General features: G+C 59.2%; 23 protein-coding genes. 13 read left to right on the plus strand and 10 right to left on the minus strand.

Annotated features, from left to right (window positions below):
- Window positions 1-144 precede the first annotated feature (144 nt).
- Genes lptB through ACRC4F_RS11770 form a run of 5 tightly spaced genes read right to left on the minus strand, consistent with a single transcriptional unit; the run spans window position 145 to window position 3,483 of the window.
- Window positions 145-870 carry an LPS export ABC transporter ATP-binding protein gene (lptB, locus tag ACRC4F_RS11750; protein ID WP_438659470.1) on the minus strand — a complete coding sequence of 242 codons (726 nt, stop codon included), beginning with the start codon at window positions 868-870 and terminating at the stop codon, window positions 145-147.
- A complete protein-coding gene (gene lptA / locus ACRC4F_RS11755) occupies window positions 870-1,418 on the minus strand; it encodes a lipopolysaccharide transport periplasmic protein LptA (RefSeq protein WP_438659471.1) in 549 nt (182 codons plus the stop codon). Before lptA ends, lptB begins: the two co-directional genes overlap by 1 nt.
- Window positions 1,405-1,977, minus strand: a complete 573-nt coding sequence (gene lptC / locus ACRC4F_RS11760) for an LPS export ABC transporter periplasmic protein LptC (RefSeq protein WP_438659472.1) — start codon at window positions 1,975-1,977, stop codon at window positions 1,405-1,407. Before lptC ends, lptA begins: the two co-directional genes overlap by 14 nt.
- A 7-nt stretch (window positions 1,978-1,984) precedes the next feature.
- Window positions 1,985-2,509, minus strand: a complete 525-nt coding sequence (locus ACRC4F_RS11765; RefSeq protein WP_008037377.1) for a KdsC family phosphatase — start codon at window positions 2,507-2,509, stop codon at window positions 1,985-1,987.
- Window positions 2,509-3,483 (minus strand): KpsF/GutQ family sugar-phosphate isomerase, encoded by a 975-nt coding sequence (locus ACRC4F_RS11770; RefSeq protein ID WP_403101191.1) that lies wholly within the window; start codon window positions 3,481-3,483, stop codon window positions 2,509-2,511. The genes ACRC4F_RS11765 and ACRC4F_RS11770 overlap by 1 nt, the downstream gene beginning before the upstream one ends.
- Window positions 3,484-3,760: 277 nt before the next feature.
- Between ACRC4F_RS11770 and ACRC4F_RS11775 the strand changes: the two genes are divergently transcribed.
- From ACRC4F_RS11775 to hisC, 10 genes are all read left to right on the plus strand, one after another.
- Window positions 3,761-4,570 carry an ATP-binding cassette domain-containing protein gene (locus ACRC4F_RS11775; protein WP_109627990.1) on the plus strand — a complete coding sequence of 270 codons (810 nt, stop codon included), beginning with the start codon at window positions 3,761-3,763 and terminating at the stop codon, window positions 4,568-4,570.
- Window positions 4,570-5,367: a lipid asymmetry maintenance ABC transporter permease subunit MlaE gene (gene mlaE, locus ACRC4F_RS11780; RefSeq protein ID WP_219095728.1), complete on the plus strand. Its 798-nt coding sequence runs from the start codon at window positions 4,570-4,572 to the stop codon at window positions 5,365-5,367. The genes ACRC4F_RS11775 and mlaE overlap by 1 nt, the downstream gene beginning before the upstream one ends.
- Complete coding sequence (gene mlaD / locus ACRC4F_RS11785) at window positions 5,367-5,834, plus strand: outer membrane lipid asymmetry maintenance protein MlaD (protein ID WP_438659473.1); 468 nt, start codon at window positions 5,367-5,369, stop codon at window positions 5,832-5,834. Before mlaE ends, mlaD begins: the two co-directional genes overlap by 1 nt.
- 11 nt (window positions 5,835-5,845) lie before the next feature.
- The gene (locus tag ACRC4F_RS11790; protein WP_438659474.1) at window positions 5,846-6,502 is read left to right on the plus strand and encodes an MlaC/ttg2D family ABC transporter substrate-binding protein; all 657 of its coding nucleotides are present in this window, start codon (window positions 5,846-5,848) and stop codon (window positions 6,500-6,502) included.
- The gene (locus ACRC4F_RS11795) at window positions 6,499-6,804 is read left to right on the plus strand and encodes an STAS domain-containing protein (protein WP_438659475.1); all 306 of its coding nucleotides are present in this window, start codon (window positions 6,499-6,501) and stop codon (window positions 6,802-6,804) included. Before ACRC4F_RS11790 ends, ACRC4F_RS11795 begins: the two co-directional genes overlap by 4 nt.
- Before the next feature lie 114 nt (window positions 6,805-6,918).
- Window positions 6,919-7,158, plus strand: a complete 240-nt coding sequence (locus ACRC4F_RS11800; protein WP_007912386.1) for a BolA family protein — start codon at window positions 6,919-6,921, stop codon at window positions 7,156-7,158.
- A gap of 22 nt (window positions 7,159-7,180) precedes the next feature.
- On the plus strand, window positions 7,181-8,446 hold the full coding sequence (gene murA / locus ACRC4F_RS11805; protein WP_010463300.1) for a UDP-N-acetylglucosamine 1-carboxyvinyltransferase: 1,266 nt from the start codon (window positions 7,181-7,183) through the stop codon (window positions 8,444-8,446).
- Window positions 8,447-8,675: 229 nt separating this feature from the next.
- Window positions 8,676-9,311, plus strand: coding sequence for an ATP phosphoribosyltransferase (hisG, locus tag ACRC4F_RS11810; protein ID WP_007901570.1), 636 nt, complete (start codon window positions 8,676-8,678; stop codon window positions 9,309-9,311).
- A gap of 125 nt (window positions 9,312-9,436) precedes the next feature.
- Window positions 9,437-10,762 carry a histidinol dehydrogenase gene (hisD, locus tag ACRC4F_RS11815; RefSeq protein ID WP_438659476.1) on the plus strand — a complete coding sequence of 442 codons (1,326 nt, stop codon included), beginning with the start codon at window positions 9,437-9,439 and terminating at the stop codon, window positions 10,760-10,762.
- A gap of 2 nt (window positions 10,763-10,764) precedes the next feature.
- The gene (gene hisC, locus ACRC4F_RS11820; RefSeq protein WP_438659477.1) at window positions 10,765-11,817 is read left to right on the plus strand and encodes a histidinol-phosphate transaminase; all 1,053 of its coding nucleotides are present in this window, start codon (window positions 10,765-10,767) and stop codon (window positions 11,815-11,817) included.
- Between the two features lie 73 nt (window positions 11,818-11,890).
- Here hisC and ACRC4F_RS11825 read toward each other — a convergent pair whose 3' ends face one another.
- The 4 genes from ACRC4F_RS11825 to algW form a co-directional block, all read right to left on the minus strand.
- On the minus strand, window positions 11,891-12,295 hold the full coding sequence (locus ACRC4F_RS11825) for a hypothetical protein (RefSeq protein ID WP_438659478.1): 405 nt from the start codon (window positions 12,293-12,295) through the stop codon (window positions 11,891-11,893).
- Between the two features lie 141 nt (window positions 12,296-12,436).
- Entirely contained in the window at window positions 12,437-13,156 is a 720-nt protein-coding gene (locus tag ACRC4F_RS11830) for a DUF4198 domain-containing protein (protein ID WP_438659479.1), read from the minus strand.
- Window positions 13,157-13,168: 12 nt separating this feature from the next.
- Complete coding sequence (locus ACRC4F_RS11835; RefSeq protein ID WP_438659480.1) at window positions 13,169-15,274, minus strand: TonB-dependent siderophore receptor; 2,106 nt, start codon at window positions 15,272-15,274, stop codon at window positions 13,169-13,171.
- A gap of 86 nt (window positions 15,275-15,360) precedes the next feature.
- Complete coding sequence (gene algW, locus ACRC4F_RS11840) at window positions 15,361-16,521, minus strand: Do family serine endopeptidase AlgW (protein WP_438659481.1); 1,161 nt, start codon at window positions 16,519-16,521, stop codon at window positions 15,361-15,363.
- Window positions 16,522-16,623: 102 nt separating this feature from the next.
- On the opposite strand from algW, the gene ACRC4F_RS11845 reads away from it, so the two are divergent.
- From ACRC4F_RS11845 to cysN, 3 genes are all read left to right on the plus strand, one after another.
- Complete coding sequence (locus ACRC4F_RS11845) at window positions 16,624-17,382, plus strand: Nif3-like dinuclear metal center hexameric protein (RefSeq protein WP_438659482.1); 759 nt, start codon at window positions 16,624-16,626, stop codon at window positions 17,380-17,382.
- A 256-nt stretch (window positions 17,383-17,638) separates the two neighbouring features.
- Entirely contained in the window at window positions 17,639-18,556 is a 918-nt protein-coding gene (cysD, locus tag ACRC4F_RS11850; protein ID WP_109628002.1) for a sulfate adenylyltransferase subunit CysD, read from the plus strand.
- A gap of 9 nt (window positions 18,557-18,565) precedes the next feature.
- Entirely contained in the window at window positions 18,566-20,464 is a 1,899-nt protein-coding gene (gene cysN, locus ACRC4F_RS11855; protein WP_438659483.1) for a sulfate adenylyltransferase subunit CysN, read from the plus strand.
- Window positions 20,465-20,544: 80 nt separating this feature from the next.
- Here cysN and ACRC4F_RS11860 read toward each other — a convergent pair.
- Window positions 20,545-20,673 (minus strand): integrase core domain-containing protein (locus ACRC4F_RS11860; protein ID WP_438657738.1); only part of this gene is annotated, 129 nt, incomplete at its 5' end.

Here is a 20,673-nt window from a genome sequence, read left to right on the forward strand (position 1 = left end):
ATCCACTACAGGGCGCCGGAGCGCCAAACATAAGCAAATTATATGCCCGAAACTGCAGTGTTTGCCTAGAGCGCTGTAACAATAAAAAAATGTTGATTTTTTATCGATACAAGCGCTTGGACAATCAGCCAGACACCTTGGTGCTTAAAGGCGGAACTCGTGGCCCAGATACACTTCCTTGACCAGTTCGTTGGCCAGGATGGTGGCGGAGTCACCTTCGGCGATCAGCTGTCCATCGTTGACGATGTAGGCGGTTTCGCAGATATCCAGGGTTTCACGGACGTTGTGGTCAGTGATCAGCACGCCAATGCCCTTGGCCTTGAGGTGGTAGATGATCTGTTTGATGTCGCCCACCGAAATCGGGTCCACACCGGCGAAAGGTTCGTCGAGCAGGATGAATTTCGGGCTGGTGGCCAGGGCGCGGGCGATTTCAACGCGGCGACGCTCACCACCGGACAGGCTCATGCCGAGGTTGTCGCGGATGTGGCTGATGTGGAATTCCTGCAGCAGGCTTTCCAGTTCCTTACGGCGATCAGCCTTGTCGAGTTCCTTGCGGGTCTCGAGGATAGCCATGATGTTATCGGCCACCGACAGTTTGCGGAAGATCGACGCTTCTTGCGGAAGATAGCCGATACCGGCTTTCGCACGACCGTGCATCGGCTGGTGGCTGACGTCCAGGTCGTCGATCAGTACGCGACCCTGGTCGGCCTGCACCAGGCCAACAATCATGTAGAAGCAGGTGGTCTTGCCGGCGCCGTTAGGACCCAGCAGGCCGACGATCTGACCGCTGTCGATGGACAGGCTGACGTCACGCACGACCTGGCGGCTCTTGTAGCTCTTGGCCAGATGCTGAGCTTTCAGAGTTGCCATTACTGCGCCTTTTTCGTGTCGTTTTTCGGCTTCGGCTGGATCACCATGTCGATGCGCGGACGCGCCTCGGTGACCTTGCTGCCCGTAGCACGCCCGGCGCTCGCAAGCTTTTTCTCAGTGTCGTAGACGATTTTTTCGCCTTGGGTGACGTTGTTGTCCTTGTCGACAACTTTTGCCTTGTCGATCAGCACGACGCGGTTTTGCGAGGCGTGGTACTGGATAGTTACACCCCAACCTTGTACAGGTTTGGTGTCGCCAGCGGTCTGCAGCTGCTCGAAGTAGGCGAGGTTGCCCACCGAAGTCACCACGTCAATGTCGCCAGCCGAGGTGCGAGTGATGGTCACGGTATTGCCGGTGACCTTCATCGAACCCTGAGTAATGATCACGTCACCCTTATAGGTGGCAACGCCATTCTTGTCGTCCAGTTGGGCGTCGTCGGCCTGAATGCGGATAGGCTGCTCTTGATCGTTCGGCAGAGCCCAGGCGCTCACGCTTCCCAGTGCTGCGCCCAGACTGAGCAAAATAGGGAGAGTTTTAACGAGCCTCATACTGTCCTCTTACGTTCGATAGCAGGTGTATCCTGCTTTCTTTCAAGTACGCTTTCATTCCGTTGCCTGTCGATACACCGCCAGCGCCGTCGATTCTAACGGGTTGATCGGTCTGCGCATATTGCTCCTTGGGGAACACAGTCATACGGGTGGTGGTAATCAGGGTTTTGCGGTTTTTCTCGTCGAAACGCGTGATGCGGACCGAGTCAATCAGCTCGACCTGCGTGCCGTCCGGGTTGACTTCGCCGCGCTCACTCTGGACGTGCCAGGGGAACTGCGTACCACGAAACATGTTCAGGTCGGGGTTGGTCAGCAACGTCACCTCGCTCACTTTCAGGTGTTCGACCTTGTCGGACGTCATTTCGTACTGCAATTTGCCGTCCGGCAGGTACTGCACGCTGTGGGCGTTGAGGGCGTAATAGTCGATCGCACTTTCATCGACCTTGGCCACTGGCTTGTCGAGGAAGCGTTCCGGGCTGATGTTCCAGTAGCCGACCGCGGCGAACAGCGCCGCGATGCAACCGAACATCAGGATGTTACGAATCTTTTTACTCAGCATATTGGGCTCACAGGTACGCGGCGTTGGCCGCATCGAGGCGGCCCTGGGCGCGCAGGATCAATTCACAGAATTCGCGAGCGGCACCCTCGCCACCACGGGCCTGGGTGATGCCATGGGCGTGTTCACGCACGAAACTGGCAGCGTTTGCTACCGCCATGCCCAAGCCGACGCGGCGAATCACCGGCAGGTCCGGCAAGTCGTCGCCCAGGTAGGCGACCTGTTCATAGCTTAGGTTGAGTTGGGCAAGAAGCTCGTCGAGCACCACCAGCTTGTCTTCACGACCCTGGTAAAGGTGCGGAATGCCGAGGTTCTTCGCCCGCCGTTCGACCACCGGGGTCTTGCGGCCGCTGATGATAGCGGTCTGCACGCCGGCTGCCATCAGCATCTTGATGCCTTGGCCGTCGAGCGTGTTGAACGTCTTGAACTCACTGCCGTCTTCGAGGAAGTACAGCCGCCCGTCGGTCAGCACGCCATCGACGTCGAATACCGCCAGTTTGATCTGTTTGCCGCGTTGCAGCAGGTCCGTGCTCATTACATTACTCCCGCACGCAGCAAGTCGTGCATGTTCAGGGCGCCGACCGGGCGGTCTTCGCTGTCGACCACGACCAGTGCGTTGATCTTGTGGTCTTCCATGATTTTCAGGGCTTCGGCGGCGAGCATCTCGGCGCGAGCGGTTTTGCCGTGCGCGGTCATGACCTGGTCGATGGTGGCGCTGTGAATGTCGATGCTGCGGTCCAGCGTACGGCGCAAATCACCGTCAGTGAAGATTCCGGCCAGTTTGCCATCGGCTTCCAGGATCACGGTCATGCCCAGGCCCTTGCGGGTCATTTCCATCAGCGCATCCTTGAGCAGCGTGCCGCGCTGGACCTGCGGCAGCTCCTGGCCGGCGTGCATGACGTTTTCGACTTTCAGCAGCAGGCGTCGGCCCAGGGCGCCGCCCGGGTGGGAAAAGGCGAAGTCTTCAGCGGTAAAGCCGCGGGCTTCCAGCAGCGCAACGGCCAGGGCATCGCCCATGACCAGCGCGGCGGTGGTCGACGAGGTCGGTGCCAGGTTCAGCGGGCAGGCTTCATGCTCGACGTGAACGTTGAGATTGACCTCGGCAGCCTTGGCAAGGGCCGAGTCCGGGTTGCCGGTCACGCTGATCAACTTGATGCCCAGACGCTTGATCAGGGGCAGCAGGGTGACGATTTCATTGGTGGAGCCGGAGTTCGACAGGGCCAGGATGATGTCGTCGCGCGTGATCATGCCCATGTCGCCGTGGCTGGCCTCGGCCGGGTGCACGAAAAACGCCGTGGTGCCGGTGCTGGCCAGGGTCGCGGCAATCTTGTTGCCGATGTGCCCCGATTTGCCCATGCCGACCACGACCACGCGGCCTTTGCTCTCCAGAATCATCTCGCAAGCGCGTACGAAATCTGCGTCGATATGGGGCAGCAAGCCTTGTACGGCTTCCAGTTCGAGGCGGATGGTGCGTTGTGCTGATTGAATCAGGTCGCTGGATTGGCTCATGTCAGAAATCGTATAGCCTGATGAAAAGGCGGCGATTATAGCGGTAATGATCAAAACCCTCACGCAAGTTCGTCACGCTTTGTCATTCCCTGTTACCTAATCCCCTCCGGACAAGGCTTTTTGCCTGTCATGTTGCTGAACATGGGCCGGCTTGGGCCTTGGGCGCTTGGCCTTTGCAGTGATATAGTTCGCCGCCAGTTCGGCCTGCCCGGGGAGGTATGTGCTTTCGTCAGAAAGCCAGGCGTCCGAGTGTGAGGCTGCATCGCAAGGAGTTTAGATGAGTGCCGATAACGCCTACGCGGTCGAGCTGAAGGGACTGTCCTTCAAGCGCGGTGCGCGCAGCATTTTCAATAACGTCGATATCCGTATCCCGCGCGGCAAGGTCACCGGCATCATGGGGCCTTCCGGGTGTGGCAAAACCACGCTGTTGCGTCTGATGGGCGCACAGTTGCGTCCTACCAAGGGCGAAGTCTGGGTCAACGGCCAGAACCTGCCAAAGCTGTCGCGCAGCGATCTTTTCGATGCGCGCAAGCACATGGGCGTGCTCTTCCAGAGCGGCGCGCTGTTTACCGACCTCGATGTCTTCGAGAACGTCGCCTTTCCCCTGCGCGTTCATACCGAGCTGCCGGAAGAAATGATCCGTGACATCGTCCTGCTCAAATTGCAGGCCGTGGGTTTGCGTGGCGCCATCGACCTGATGCCCGACGAACTGTCCGGTGGCATGAAACGCCGTGTCGCGCTGGCGCGGGCGATTGCCCTCGATCCGCAGATCCTCATGTATGACGAACCCTTTGTCGGCCAGGACCCTATCGCCATGGGCGTGTTGGTGCGCCTGATCCGTTTGCTCAACGATGCGCTGGGCATCACCAGCATTGTGGTTTCCCATGATCTGGCCGAGACCGCCAGCATTGCCGACTACATCTATGTGGTGGGCGAGGGGCAAGTCCTGGGGCAGGGCACTCCCGAGGAACTGATGAACTCGCAGGAACCGCGGATTCGTCAATTCATGACCGGCGAGCCCGACGGTCCGGTTGCATACCACTTTCCAGCGACGGATTACCGCGCAGATCTCCTGGGGAAGCGTTGATGCGCAAGATTTCACTATTAGAACGCGTGCGGCGATTCGGCCACGGCGGCATCGATGTGCTGGCGGTATTCGGGCGTTCGGCGATTTTCCTGTTTCATGCCTTGCTCGGCCGTGGTGGTATCGGCGGCGGGTTTGGCCTGCTGATCAAGCAGCTGCATTCGGTGGGCGTGATGTCCCTGGTGATCATTGTGGTCTCCGGGGTGTTCATCGGCATGGTGCTGGCGCTGCAAGGCTTCAACATTCTGTCCAGCTACGGTTCGGAGCAGGCAGTCGGGCAGATGGTTGCACTGACGCTGTTGCGTGAACTCGGCCCGGTGGTCACGGCATTGCTGTTTGCCGGGCGCGCGGGTTCGGCGCTGACCGCCGAAATCGGCAATATGAAGTCCACCGAACAGTTGTCCAGTCTGGAAATGATTGGTGTCGACCCGCTCAAGTACATCATTGCCCCACGCCTGTGGGCCGGCTTCATTTCCCTGCCGGTGCTGGCGATGATTTTCAGCGTGGTGGGCATCTGGGGCGGTTCATGGGTGGCCGTCGACTGGCTGGGTGTCTATGAAGGTTCCTACTGGTCCAACATGCAGAACAGCGTGACGTTCACTGACGATGTGCTCAACGGCATCATCAAAAGCATCGTCTTCGCCTTCGTCGTGACCTGGATCGCCGTATTCCAAGGCTATGACTGCGAGCCCACTTCCGAGGGGATCAGTCGTGCCACTACCAAGACCGTGGTGTATGCCTCTTTGGCTGTACTCGGCCTGGACTTTATTCTGACCGCCTTGATGTTTGGAGATTTCTGATGCAAAACCGCACCCTGGAAATCGGTGTCGGCCTTTTCTTGCTGGCTGGCATCCTGGCTTTGCTGTTGCTAGCGTTGCGGGTCAGTGGCCTGTCCCCGAGTGCCACCACCGATACTTATAAACTTTATGCCTATTTCGACAATATCGCCGGTTTGACGGTCAGAGCTAAAGTGACCATGGCCGGTGTGACCATCGGCAAGGTCACTGCGATCGATCTGGACCGCGACAGTTTCACCGGTCGAGTGACCATGCAGCTGGAGAAGCGCGTAGATAACCTGCCGAATGACTCCACTGCATCTATCCTGACTGCTGGCCTGTTGGGCGAGAAGTACATCGGTATCAGCGTGGGCGGCGAAGAAGGCTTGCTCAAGGATGGTGGAACCATTCACGACACCCAGTCGTCGCTGGTGCTCGAGGACCTGATCGGTAAATTTCTGCTCAATACCGTTAGCAAAGACGCCAAATGAGGAGCTTTTGAATGATCTCTACCTTGCGACGTGGCCTGTTGGTATTACTCGCGGCCCTGCCGCTGATGGCTAACGCCGTGGCGGCGCCTTCAGCGCACGATATCGTGAAAGACACCACTGATCGGCTGCTCGCCGATCTGGCGGCGAACAAAGAGAAGTACAAGCAGGACCCGCAAGACTTCTACACGGCGCTGAACACCATTGTCGGACCGGTCGTGGATGCCGAGGGCATTTCCAAAAGCATCATGACGGTCAAATACTCACGCAAAGCCACGCCGGCGCAGATGAAGACCTTTGAAGAAAACTTCAAAAAGGGCCTGTTCCAGTTCTATGGCAATGCCTTGCTCGAGTACAACAACCAGGGCATCACCGTCGATCCTGCCAAGGATGAGTCCGGAGACCGTACCAGCGTTGCCATGACAGTCAAAGGCACCAACGGCTCGATCTATCCTGTGTCGTACACGCTCGAGAAGATCAATGGCGAGTGGAAGCTGCGCAACGTGATCATCAACGGCATCAACATCGGCAAGCTGTTCCGCGATCAGTTCGCAGATGCGATGCAGCGCAATGGCAATGACCTGGACAAGACCATCAACGGTTGGGCCGGGGAAGTCGCCAAGGCCAAGGAAGCCAGTAAGACTCAAGCTCCAGAGAAGCAAGCCCAATGAGTGTGTCGGCCATTCGCATGAGCGAAACCGGCGAGCTGCGACTCAGTGGCATGCTGGATTACCGCACCGGCCCCGGCTTGCGCAAGCAGGGGCAGGCGTTGATCAACTCCAGCACGGCTGCCGAAGTGGTGGTCGATTGTTCGGCAGTGTTGAAGTCCAGCAGCGTAGGCTTGTCCCTGCTGCTGTGCTTCATGCGCGATGCACAGGCGGCCGGCAAGGCGCTGAGCATTCGCGGGATGCCAGAAGACATGCGCGAAATCGCTCAGGTCAGCGAATTGACCGAGCTGTTGGCGCATCCCTAACCAGCATCTATAAAGAAGCCCCCCGTCAGAGTCCTGCATCGCGGGGTTCGCAGGCGCGGGGCTTTTTTGTATGATGTCCGACCCGCGCGCACAGGGCGCCGATTGAGGTTGAGCATGCAGGCCGTAGAAGTGAAGAGCTTCCTTGAAGGAAAGCTGCCCGGAACGTTGGTAGAAGTTGAGGGCGAAGGCTGCAATTTCCAGCTGAACGTGATTAGCGATGAACTGGCGGCGTTGAGCCCGGTGAAGCGTCAGCAGCAGATCTATGCCCATTTGAACCCATGGATCACCGATGGCAGCATCCATGCGGTCACTATGAAATTTTTCAGCAGCGCGGCCTGGGCCGAGCGCACCTGAGCCCAAGGGCGTCGAGATTCTTATGGATAAATTGATTATTACTGGCGGCGTTCGTCTTGATGGCGAAATCCGTATCTCCGGGGCAAAGAACTCTGCCCTGCCGATCCTGGCTGCAACCCTGCTGTGCGATGGCCCGGTAACCGTTGCCAACCTGCCGCACCTGCACGACATCACCACGATGATCGAGCTGTTCGGTCGCATGGGCATCGAGCCGGTGATCGACGAGAAGCTCAGCGTTGAAATCGATCCGCGTACCATCAAGACCCTGATCGCACCGTACGAACTGGTGAAAACCATGCGTGCGTCGATCCTGGTGCTGGGCCCGATGGTTGCCCGATTCGGTGAAGCCGAAGTTGCACTGCCTGGCGGTTGCGCCATCGGTTCGCGTCCGGTTGACCTGCACATCCGTGGTCTCGAAGCCATGGGCGCGGTCATCGACGTCGAAGGCGGCTACATCAAGGCCAAGGCGCCAGAAGGCGGCCTGCGCGGTGCGCACTTCTTCTTCGATACCGTCAGCGTAACCGGTACCGAGAACATCATGATGGCCGCCGCTCTGGCCAAGGGCCGCAGCGTGTTGCAGAACGCCGCTCGCGAACCTGAAGTCATCGACCTGGCGAACTTCCTGATCGCCATGGGTGCCAAGATCACTGGCGCCGGCACCGACACCATCACCATCGATGGCGTTGAGCGTCTGCACCCGACCACTTACAAAGTGATGCCTGACCGTATCGAAACCGGCACCTACCTGGTGGCGGCAGCCGTGACCGGCGGCCGTGTGAAGGTCAAGGACACTGATCCGACCATCCTCGAAGCCGTCCTTGAGAAACTCAAGGAATCGGGCGCGGAAATCACCTGCGGCGAAGACTGGATCGAGCTGAACATGCACGGCAAGCGGCCAAAAGCCGTCAACGTGCGGACCGCTCCTTACCCGGCATTCCCGACTGACATGCAGGCGCAGTTCATCTCCCTCAACGCCATTGCCGAAGGCACCGGTGCCGTGATCGAGACGATTTTCGAAAACCGCTTCATGCACGTTTACGAACTGCACCGCATGGGCGCCAAGATCCAGGTCGAAGGCAACACGGCCATCGTCACCGGCACCGAAAAGCTCAAAGGCGCGCCAGTAATGGCCACCGACCTGCGTGCTTCGGCCAGCCTGGTGATCTCGGCACTGATCGCGGAAGGCGACACTCTGATCGACCGCATCTACCACATCGACCGTGGTTACGAGTGCATCGAAGAGAAACTGCAGATGCTCGGCGCCAAGATCCGCCGCGTTCCGGGCTAGTTCCCCGGGGCTGCGAACACTGTCATTGTGGCGAGGGAGCTTGCTCCCGTTGGGCGCGAAGCGGCCCGAAAAATGGGACTGCTACGCAGTCCAGCGGGAGCAAGCTCCCTCGTCACAGTAGGGTGTCTGCTGTTACTGATTTGTTTCAAATCGAGGCTGTAATGGCCTCGATCTGTGTCTGGCGCCAATTGTGACCGGGCACGTACCTTGATAAGGACTGACGTTTCCCATGTTGACCATCGCACTGTCCAAGGGCCGCATCCTTGACGACACCCTGCCGCTTCTGGCTGAAGCGGGCATCGTGCCGACCGAGAATCCGGACAAGAGCCGCAAGCTGATCATCCCCACGACTCAGGCCGACGTGCGTCTGTTGATCGTGCGCGCCACCGATGTGCCGACTTATGTCGAGCATGGTGCCGCGGACCTGGGCGTCGCCGGTAAAGATGTGCTGATGGAATATGGCGGCCAGGGTTTGTACGAGCCTCTGGACCTGCGAATTGCCTTGTGCAAGCTGATGACCGCCGGCCGTGTCGGCGATGTCGAGCCCAAGGGCCGCCTGCGCGTTGCGACCAAGTTCGTCAACGTCGCCAAGCGTTACTACGCCGAGCAGGGCCGTCAGGTCGACATCATCAAGCTTTACGGCTCGATGGAACTGGCGCCGCTGATCGGTCTGGCAGACAAGATCATCGACGTGGTCGACACCGGTAACACCTTGCGTGCCAATGGCCTGGAGCCCCAGGATTTCATTGCCGACATCAGCTCCCGGCTGATCGTCAACAAAGCTTCGATGAAAATGCAGCACGCCCGTATCCAGGCGTTGATCGACACCCTGCGCAAGGCAGTGGAGTCTCGACACCGCGGCTGATTCACCTGCGCGACGTTAAGTCGCGCCGTCTATCCGCCTCATAGCCAGAATTCTCAGGTGCCCAAGCGGATCGAATGTTAGCTTCGGGCGCCTGAGTTTTTTGCCATTCCTATGAGGCTCTCGCTATGACCGCACCGACTGCAATTCGCCGACTCAACGCTGCTGACCCGGATTTCGCGCATCATCTGGATCATCTGCTGAGCTGGGAAAGTGTGTCTGACGACTCGGTCAATCAGCGCGTGCTGGACATCATCAAAGCCGTGCGCGAGCGTGGCGATGCGGCGCTGGTGGACTTCACCCGGCAGTTCGACGGCCTCGACGTTGCGTCCATGGCGGACCTGATCCTGCCGCGCGAACGCCTGGAACTGGCCCTGACCCGGATCACCGTGCCCCAGCGCGAAGCCTTGGAAAAAGCTGCGTCCCGCGTGCGCAGCTACCACGAAAAACAGAAGCAGGATTCCTGGAGCTACACCGAAGCCGACGGTACGGTGCTCGGCCAGAAGGTCACGCCGCTGGACCGCGCCGGCCTGTACGTGCCAGGCGGCAAGGCGTCGTACCCGTCCTCCGTACTGATGAACGCGATTCCGGCCAAGGTCGCCGGTGTGACCGAAGTGGTCATGGTGGTGCCGACTCCGCGCGGTGAAATCAACGAATTGGTGCTGGCCGCAGCCTGCATCGCCGGCGTCGACCGCGTCTTCACCATTGGCGGCGCCCAAGCGGTGGCCGCCCTGGCCTACGGCACCGAAAGCGTGCCGAAAGTCGATAAAGTGGTCGGCCCGGGCAACATCTATGTCGCCACCGCCAAGCGCCACGTATTCGGCCAGGTTGGCATCGACATGATCGCCGGTCCGTCGGAAATCCTCGTGGTCTGCGATGGCCACACCGATCCGGACTGGATCGCCATGGACCTGTTCTCCCAGGCCGAGCACGACGAAGACGCCCAGGCGATTCTGGTCAGCCCGGACGCCGAGTTCCTCGACAAGGTCGCCGCCAGCATCGCTAAACTGCTGCCGACCATGGAACGCGCCGAGATCATCGAAACCTCGATCAACGGCCGTGGCGCGCTGATCAAGGTTCGCGACATGGAGCAAGCCATCGAAGTGGCCAACCGCATTGCGCCGGAGCACCTGGAGTTGTCGGTCGCCGATCCGCAAGCCTGGCTGCCGCTGATCCGTCACGCGGGTGCGATCTTCATGGGGCGCCACACCTCCGAAGCCCTGGGCGATTACTGCGCAGGTCCGAACCACGTTTTGCCGACGTCTGGCACTGCGCGCTTTTCCTCACCGCTGGGTGTGTACGACTTCCAGAAACGCTCATCGATCATCTTCTGCTCCGAGCAGGGTGCGTCCGAACTGGGCAAAACCGCTTCCGTGCTGGCCCGTGGCGAGTCGTTGACCGCCCACGCCCGCAGCGCCGAATACCGCATCGTTGACGAGCAAAAGGGGAACTGAAGATGAGTAAATTCTGGAGCTCGTTCGTCAAGGATCTGGTGCCTTACGTGCCGGGTGAGCAGCCGAAACTGGCGAAACTGGTAAAGCTCAACACCAACGAAAACCCGTACGGCCCATCGCCAAAAGCCTTGGCGGCGATGCAAACCGAACTGAACGACAACTTGCGCCTTTACCCGGACCCTAATAGCGATCTGCTGAAAAACGCCGTGGCGACGTATTACGGCGTGCAAGCCAATCAGGTGTTCCTCGGCAACGGTTCGGACGAAGTACTGGCGCACATCTTCCACGGCTTGCTGCAACACGACAAAGCGGTGCTGTTCCCTGACATCAGCTACAGCTTCTATCCGGTCTACTGCGGGTTGTATGGCATCCAGTTCGACGCGGTGCCGCTGGACGAACAATTCCAGATCAACCCGGCGGACTACGCCAAACCGAACGGCGGGATCATCTTCCCGAACCCGAACGCGCCGACCGGTTGCCTGTTGGCGCTGGACGCTGTGGAGCAAATCCTCAAAGCCAGCCCGGATTCGGTCGTGGTGGTTGATGAGGCTTACATCGACTTTGGCGGCGAGACGGCGATCACCTTGGTGGACCGTTATCCAAACCTGCTGGTGACTCAGACCCTGTCCAAGTCTCGCTCGCTGGCTGGCCTGCGGGTCGGTCTGGCGGTGGGGCATCCGGATTTGATCGAGGCGCTGGAGCGGATCAAGAACAGCTTCAACTCCTATCCGCTGGATCGCCTGGCGAATGTCGGAGCTGCGGCGGCGTTCGAGGATCGCGAGTACTTCGACAAGACCTGCCGGTTGGTCATCGAGCATCGCGAGTGGGTCGTTGCGCAACTGGAAGGGAAGGGCTTTGAAGTGCTGCCGTCAGCGGCTAACTTCATTTTCGCGCGGCATCCGAAGCACGATGCGGCCGGGCTGGCGGCGAAGTTGCGCGAGCAAGGTGTGATCGTCCGGCACTTCAAGCAGGAGCGAATTGCACAGTTCTTGCGGATCTCCATCGGTACACCTGAACAGAATCAGGCACTGATCGACGGCCTCGGCGACCTTTAAATCAACACCATTTTGTGGGAGCGTGGCTTGCCCTTCACACGCTCCCACAAATATCATCATGTGATGTGACAGATCATTTTTGCCAACGAATAGCGAATGTTCCAGTGTAATTTTTACCGTTCTTATCGATGAGTTCAAATGAACCCGTGGCCTCTAGATTGCGTGAGAAACTAACTGTAACTTTCCCTGTTTCTACGTAATGGCGCTCCCCTGCATTATCGAAAACCCACGTAACGTATGGTTTGTTTTGGAAGTCAGCCGGGTAATGATAGGTTTCTGTTGTTTGTGGTTGAGCTTCCTTTGCGTACCCGATCCAGATACCTGCTTCATTACCCCGAATGCCTCTTAAATAACCTCCGTTGTCCTCAGGAAAAGGATGGCGCTGAACATCGGTGAACGTCACTGAGGTCGGGTTGCCTTGAATGTTTACGACGAATTCGCCGACTTGTTGTAAGTTTTCCTGTTTTTCTGGATTCATGTTGGATCTCTCAATGAGTTAACTGCTTTTAGCAGAGTGGCCGTGCTGGAAACTCTGTCCTGGCAAAGTTAATCTCGTTCCTATTGGGGGACTACTGTCAGAAATGACAGTTGATTAGAACTTTTGGAAATAGCTCATTCATCATTCGTGATGCGGTTCGCCCAGGAACGTCAACGAACTAAACACCCCGCGCGTCGCCACATCCGGATTGTCCTTCAGCACAATCTCCATTTGCGCCGAAATCACATTCAACCCCTCATTTCGCACTACCACCTGCGCGCGGCCGTCCTTATCCGTCTCGGTGCTCAACGTGTTCGGTGCACTTCGATAGTCGCCAATCAACTTCACCCCCGCCGCCGGTTTCCCATCGAGTAGCACTCGTACGGGCAGCAACTTGCCCGGCCCGACCGTCAGCGGATCGACCTCCGGCAGAATCAGCAGTTTCATCTGATCAAGCTTCGGCAACTTCGCTCCTGGCTGATAAATCGCCAGGCTGTATTTGAACGTCTGCGTCGACTCGATCGCCCCCGGCACTTTGCTGCGTCCTTCGTTGATCCATTTTTTATCCGCGGTCTGCGACCACATGCCGTTGTCCAGCGCCACCGCCATCACGGCGGGAGGCTTCAGCGGTTGCAGACGGGCGTGATCGGCCAAGCGTTGCACGGTCACCGGGATCATTTTGCCGTTGGCGTCATAGGCCCAGGCACCGCTGATTTTCTGCGCCTTGAAGGCGTTGTCTTCGGCACCATGGCCGTAAATCACTTCGATGTTGCCGCGACGCTGTTCGGTCCAGAGGCCATGGGCCGAGACTTGGGTGGCAAATAGCAGGCCGAGCAGTGCGAGAGGTTTGAGGTGTTGCATGGGCACTTCCTTTTACAGATTGAGGGTGAGGCTGACGGTGAAATTGCGCGGCTCGCCGGGGTTGACCCAGTAATTGCTGTACGAGCGCTCGTAGTATTTCTCGTCGAACAGGTTGTTCAGGTTCAGGCCGACAGTGACGTTTTCGCTGGCCTTGTAATGGGCCAACAGGTCGATGGTGTGGTAAGCCGGTAGCTCGAAATCGCTACCGGATTCGCCCGAGCGATCGCCGACGTAAGTGAACGCCGCGCCGACGTCCGAGCCTCGTAAACGGCCATCCTGAAATTCATAAACGCCCAGCAGACTGCCGCTGTGCTTGGCGACGCCGAGGATGCGGCTGCCGGTAGGAATCACCTTGTCGCCTTGAGTGACCTCGGCGTCGATGTAAGCGAAGGCTCCGATCACCCGCACGGCGTCGGTCAATTGCCCGGTGACTTGCAGGTCGAATCCCTGGCTGCGGGCCTTGCCCATGGCGCGGCTGGTGTCGGTGGCCGGGTCGAGTGCGAGGACGTTTTCCTTTTCGATATGGAAGGCGGCGAGGGTGGTGCTCAAGCGGTCGTCGAACAGTTCGCTCTTGATCCCGACTTCGTAACCGACACCTTCTTCCGGGTCGAAGGATTTGCCACCGGCGTCCAGGCCGTTGTTCGGTTTGAACGAGGTGGAGGCGTTGGCGAACAGCCCGACTTCGGGTGTCAGTTGATAAAGCAGGCCGGCTCGCTGGGTCAACGCATCGTGGCTCTGGCGGCTGGTGGCGCCGCGGCTGTGATCGTCGATGCGTTGCTCAAAGTGTTCGAAACGAGCACCGAGCATGCCGCGCAGTTTGTCGGTGAAGACAATCTGATCCTGCAGGTTCAGCGCCCGGCTTTCGACGTGTTCAAAAAGGTCCGTGCCGGAGCGCGCGCCGTTGGGTTTCGGCTGACCGTAGATGGGCTGATAAATGTCGATGGCGTAGGGGCCGCCGGCAATGGTCGTGACCCGTTCGTTCTTGCGGAAGTTTTCGTACTCGGTGCCAATCAGCAGTTCGTGCTGCCAGCTGCCGAGGTCGAACAGACCACGCAATTCAAGTTGGGTGATGCTGTCGTGCCAATTGGTATCGCGCTCGCGGTAGCGTCGGTTGACGGTGTGGCCGTCGGCATTCAACGGGCGGTTTTCGGAGGCGTAGCCCCAGAGTTTGCCTTCCTTGTAATGGCTGGCCAGGCGCAGTTTCCAACGGTCATTGAGATGATGTTCGAGCGTGGCCTGCAGCAGGTTGTTGTGGTTGTCGATGTTGCCGTCATTGGGTTCGCCAAGAAAGGTCGAACGAGAAACGCCACTCCATTTATTGTTCGGCGCGACGATGCCGCGATCGAACGTAGAGCTGTGACGCACGAATTCGCTCTCCACCAGAAGGCTGGTGTCCGGGTTCAATTGCCAGCTGAAGGAGGGCGCGACGAACACGCGCTGGCTGTCGATATGGTCACGGAAGCTGTGGTTGTCTTCGACCGCCAGATTGATCCGGGACAGCACGTTAGCGTCGTTGTCCAGCGGTGTATTGACGTCGAGGGCGGTGCGATAGCGGTCCCAACTGCCGGCGCTGGTTTGCAGGGTAGTGAAGGCTTCGGGCTGCGGTTTTTTGGTGACGATGTTCACCGTGCCGCCAGGATCGCCGCGTCCATAGAGACTGGCAGCGGGGCCCTTGAGTACTTCAATGCGCTCGATGTTGGCCGCGTCCGGTGTGCTCGGATAGCCACGGTTGGCGCTGAAGCCGTCCTTGTAGAACTCCGATGTGGTGAAGCCGCGCACGCTGTATTCGTAAAGCGTCAGGCCGCCGAAGTTGTTCTGCTTCGAGACGCCGCCGGCAAAATCCAGGGCGCGCTCGACGCTGTTGCTGCCCAGGTCGTTGAGCACACTGACGGGAATGACGCTGATGGATTGCGGGATATCGCGGATTGCGGTGTCGGTTTTGGTCGCGCTGGAGGATCGCGTAGCGCGGTAGCCCTGGACCGGGCCGGTAGGCGATTCATAGTCGGAGGTGACGCTGATGGCGTCCAGTTCGAGAGTGCCGGGCTCTTCGGCGAAGACCGGATCTCCCAGCAGGCCAAGGGCAAGACTTGCCACGGAAGCCATTGTTCGAGACGACATGTTATGTTGTTCCAATTGAGTAATTGAAACAATATAACATGCCTAATGAGAATGTCTTCCATTAGCCCGAGATTCTCGGGCGGATGTCAGTTTTCTTCTTTCTCTTTGACCGGCGCCGGTGGCGGGCGCAGGCCGATTTCAGCGGTGAGCTTCAGCTCTTTGCCGTTACGCATCACCTGAATCGTGACCTTGTCGGTCGGTTTGATACGCGCCACCTGGTTCATCGAACGACGACCATCGCCGGCCGGTTCGCCGTCGATGCTGAGAATCACGTCACCGAGTTGCAGGCCCGCTTTCTGCGCCGGACCGTCACGGAAAATCCCCGCAACCACAATACCCGGGCGTCCCGACAGGCCAAACGACTCCGCCAGTTCCTGCGACAACGGTTGCACTTCGATACCCAGCCAACCGCGAATCACCTGACCGTGTTCGATGATCGACTTCATCACTTCCATCGCCAGTTTCACCGGGATCGCAAAACCGATGCCTTGCGAGCCGCCGGATTTGGAGAAGATCGCCGTATTGATGCCGGTCAGGTTGCCATTGGCGTCCACCAGTGCACCGCCGGAGTTGCCGGGGTTGATCGCGGCGTCGGTCTGAATGAAATCTTCGTAGTTGTTCAGGCCCAACTGGTTACGCCCGGTGGCGCTGATGATGCCCATGGTTACGGTCTGGCCGACGCCGAACGGGTTGCCGATGGCCAGGGCGACGTCGCCGATGCGGATGTTGTCGGAGCGGCCGACGGTGATCGACGGAAGATTCTTCAAGTCGATCTTCAGGACCGCGAGGTCGGTTTCCGGGTCGCTGCCGATGACGCGGGCCAGGGTTTCACGACCATCCTTGAGCGCGACCACAATCTGGTCGGCACCGCTGGTGACGTGGTTGTTGGTCAACAAATAACCTTCCGGGCTCATGATCACGCCCGAACCGAGGCTCGACTCCATGCGCTTCTGCTTGGGCGAGTTGTCGCCGAAGAAACGGCGGAACTGCGGATCTTCGAACAGCGGATGGTTCGGTTTGTTGATGACTTTGGTGGTGTACAGGTTCACCACCGACGGCGCGGCGGTGGTGACCGCGTCGGCATAGGACACCGGACCTTGCTGCATCGTGGTGGTTTGCGGGGCTTGCTGCAGGTTGACGTCGAGGCTCGGAAGCCCGACCCACTGCGGGTAACGCTGGATGATCAACAGAGCGATAAGCACGCCGGCCAACAACGGCCAGCCGGAAAAACGCAGCGCCTTGAGCATTAAGCACGTCCTGAGAGGTTGCAGGCGGTATGAGACCGCCCATAATGTCGCGCATTATACGAGGCGCAGCTCGCCTCTGAACGGGATATTTAGGAGTCTTTTATGGCCGTCGCCTTGAGCACCCTGGTCGAAGAAGCCGACCGTTACCTTAACAGTGCCCGGATTGCCGATTACTGCCCCAACGGCTTGCAGGTCGAAGGCCGGCCACAGGTGATGCGCATCGTCAGTGGCGTCACTGCCAGCCAGGCGTTGCTGGACGCCGCCGTCGAAGCGCAGGCCGATCTGGTGCTGGTGCATCATGGCTATTTCTGGAAGGGCGAGAACCCGTGCATCACCGGCATGAAGCAGCGTCGGTTGAAAACCCTGCTCAAGCACGACATCAGCCTGCTGTCCTATCACTTGCCGCTGGACCTGCACCCGGACGTCGGCAACAACGTGCAGCTGGCGCGACAGCTCGACATCACGGTCGAAGGCCCGCTGGACCCGGACAACCTCAAGGTGGTCGGCCTGGTCGGCTCGTTGAGCGAACCGATGACGCCGCGGGATTTCGCCCGTCGTGTGCAGGAAGTCATGGGTCGCGAACCGCTGCTGATTGAAGGCAGCGAGATGATTCGCCGCGTTGGCTGGTGCACCGGTGGCGGTCAGGGTTACATCGACCAGGCGGTGCTGGCCGGCGTCGATCTTTACCTCAGCGGCGAGGCCTCCGAGCAAACCTTCCACAGCGCCCGGGAAAACGACATCAGCTTCATCGCCGCCGGTCACCACGCCACCGAGCGCTACGGCGTTCAGGCGTTGGGTGATTACCTGGCGCGACGATTTGCCGTTGAGCACATCTTCATCGATTGCCCGAATCCAATCTGAAATCACCGCCCATCCACTGTGGGAGCGAGTCCGGCTTGCCTGCGATGGCTGCATCACATGCGACATCGATGTGACCGATACACCGCAATCGCGAGCAGGCTCGCTCCCACAATGGTCCTCGGCGCCCGAACAGGCAGGTATATTCATATACCCTTTCGATCTAGCCAGCGTCCTGATTAGAAGAGGTCGCTGTGCTAGGATTCCCCGCTCGAACACGGCCCGCTGGCCGTCCATAAGATCGTTTTCGTGAGTAGCCATGGTCGACAAACTGACGCATCTGAAACAGCTGGAGGCCGAAAGCATCCACATCATCCGCGAGGTCGCCGCCGAGTTCGATAACCCGGTGATGCTGTACTCCGTCGGTAAAGACTCCGCCGTGATGCTGCACCTTGCGCGCAAGGCATTCTTCCCGGGCAAACTGCCGTTCCCGGTGATGCACGTCGACACCCGGTGGAAGTTCAAGGAAATGTACGCGTTCCGCGACCGCATGGTCGAAGACCTCGGCCTGGACCTGATCGTGCACGTGAACCCCGATGGCGTCGCGCAAGGCATCAACCCGCTGACCCACGGCAGTGCCAAGCACACCGACATCATGAAGACCGAAGGCCTGAAACAAGCCCTCGACAAGTACGGTTTCGACGCCGCTTTCGGTGGCGCTCGCCGCGACGAAGAGAAGTCCCGTGCCAAAGAGCGCGTGTATTCATTCCGCGACACCAAGCACCGCTGGGACCCGAAAAACCAGCGCCCTGAGTTGTGGAACGTCTACAACGGCAACGTCAACAAGGGCGAATCCATTCGTGTGTTCCCGTTGTCGAACTGGACCGAACTGGACATCTGGCAGTACATCTACCTCGAAGGCATCCCGATCGTGCCGCTGTATTTCGCCGCCGAGCGCGACGTCATCGAGATGAATGGCACCTGGATCATGATCGACGACGAACGTCTGCTCAATCACTTGAGCGATGAAGACAAGGCGCGCATCGTCAAGAAAAAGGTCCGTTTCCGTACGCTCGGCGACTACCCGCTGACCGGTGCGGTCGAGTCCGAGGCCACCAGCCTGACCGACATCATTCAGGAAATGCTCCTGACGCGAACTTCCGAACGCCAGGGCCGGGTCATCGACCACGATGGCGCAGGCTCGATGGAAGAAAAGAAACGTCAGGGTTATTTCTAAGGGGTTGTCATGTCGCACGCATCTGATTTGATCAGCGAGGACATCCTCGCCTACCTGGGCCAGCACGAACGCAAGGAAATGCTGCGCTTTCTGACTTGTGGCAACGTCGACGACGGCAAGAGCACCCTGATCGGGCGCCTGCTGCACGACTCCAAGATGATCTACGAAGATCACCTGGAAGCCATTACCCGCGACTCGAAAAAAGTCGGCACCACCGGCGAAGACATCGACCTGGCGTTGCTGGTCGACGGCTTGCAGGCCGAGCGTGAGCAGGGCATCACCATCGATGTCGCCTACCGCTATTTCTCTACCGCCAAGCGCAAATTCATCATCGCCGACACCCCTGGCCATGAGCAGTACACCCGCAACATGGCCACCGGTGCGTCCACCTGTGACCTGGCGATCATCCTGGTCGACGCCCGCTACGGTGTGCAGACCCAGACCCGCCGCCACAGCTTCATCGCCTCGTTGCTCGGCATCAAGCACATCGTGGTCGCGATCAACAAGATGGACCTCAATGGTTTCGATGAGACCGTGTTCGAGTCGATCAAGGCCGATTACCTGAAGTTCGCCGAAGGCATCGCGTTCAAGCCGACCACCATGGCGTTCGTGCCGATGTCCGCTCTCAAGGGCGACAACGTGGTGAACAAGTCCGAGCGCTCGCCGTGGTACACCGGCCAGTCGCTGATGGAAATTCTCGAGACCGTCGAGATCGCCAACGACCGCAACTACACCGACCTGCGTTTCCCGGTGCAGTACGTCAACCGTCCGAACCTGAACTTCCGTGGTTTCGCCGGCACCCTGGCCAGCGGTGTCGTGCACAAGGGCGACGAAGTCGTTGTGCTGCCGTCGGGCAAGAGCAGCCGCGTGAAATCCATCGTCACCTTTGAAGGTGAGCTGGAACACGCCGGTCCCGGTCAAGCGGTGACGCTGACCATGGAAGACGAGATCGACATCTCTCGCGGCGATTTGCTGGTGCACGCCGACAACCTGCCGCAAGTGACCGACGCGTTCGACGCCATGCTGGTGTGGATGGCCGAAGAACCGATGCTGCCGGGCAAGAAATACGACATCAAGCGCGCCACGAGTTACGTGCCGGGCTCGATCACCAGCATCGTCAACCGCGTTGACGTGAACACCCTGGAAGAAGGTCCGGCCAGTTCGTTGAACCTGAACGAGATCGGTCGGGTCAAGGTCAGCCTTGACGCGGCGATCGCGCTGGACGGGTACGCCAGCAACCGCACCACCGGTTCGTTCATCGTCATCGATCGTTTGACCAACGGCACCGTCGCCGCCGGCATGATCATCGCTCAGCCGTTGGCGCATGGCAGCAGCACGCACCACGGCAAACTGGCCCACGTTGCCACCGAGGAACGCGCGCAGCGTTTCGGACAACAACCGGCCACCGTGTTGTTCAGCGGCTTGTCGGGCGCGGGCAAAAGCACCCTGGCGTATGCGGTTGAACGCAAGCTGTTCGACATGGGCCGTGCGGTGTTTGTACTCGATGGCCAGAACCTGCGTCACGACCTGAACAAAGGTCTGCCACAGGATCGCGCCGGGCGTACCGAGAACTGGCGCCGTGCCGCGCACGTTGCGCGTCAGTTCAACGAAGCGGGTCTGTTGACGCTGGCTGCGTTTGTTGCGCCGAGTGCTGAAGGGCGTGAGCAGGCCAAGGACTTGATCGGCAAGGAGCGTCTGCTGACGGTGTACGTCCAGGCCTCGCCGACAGTCTGTGCAGAGCGTGATCCACAAGGCCTGTACGCGGCGGCCGGGGATAACATCCCGGGCGATTCCTTCCCGTACGACGTGCCGCTGGACGCCGACCTTGTGGTCGACACCCAGTCGTTGTCGCTGGAAGAAAGCGTCAAGCAAGTGTTGGATCTGCTGCGCAAGCGCGGCGCGATCTAAGCGTTAGCCGCAATAAAAAACCCGCCGATGAGTGATCATCGGCGGGTTTTTTTATGGGTCAACTCGGTCAACTGTGGGAGCTAGCTGTGTAAACCCACCACGTTGTTCACGGATGCTATTCGGCTAATCGGTGGCAAATAACTCAGGCTGGCATGCGGGCGATGCCAGTTGTACTCGTGCAACCACGACGTCAGGTAGGTCGCGCGTTG

Origin of the sequence: Pseudomonas sp. (assembly GCF_051660785.1) — a bacterium.
GTDB lineage: Bacteria > Pseudomonadota > Gammaproteobacteria > Pseudomonadales > Pseudomonadaceae > Aquipseudomonas.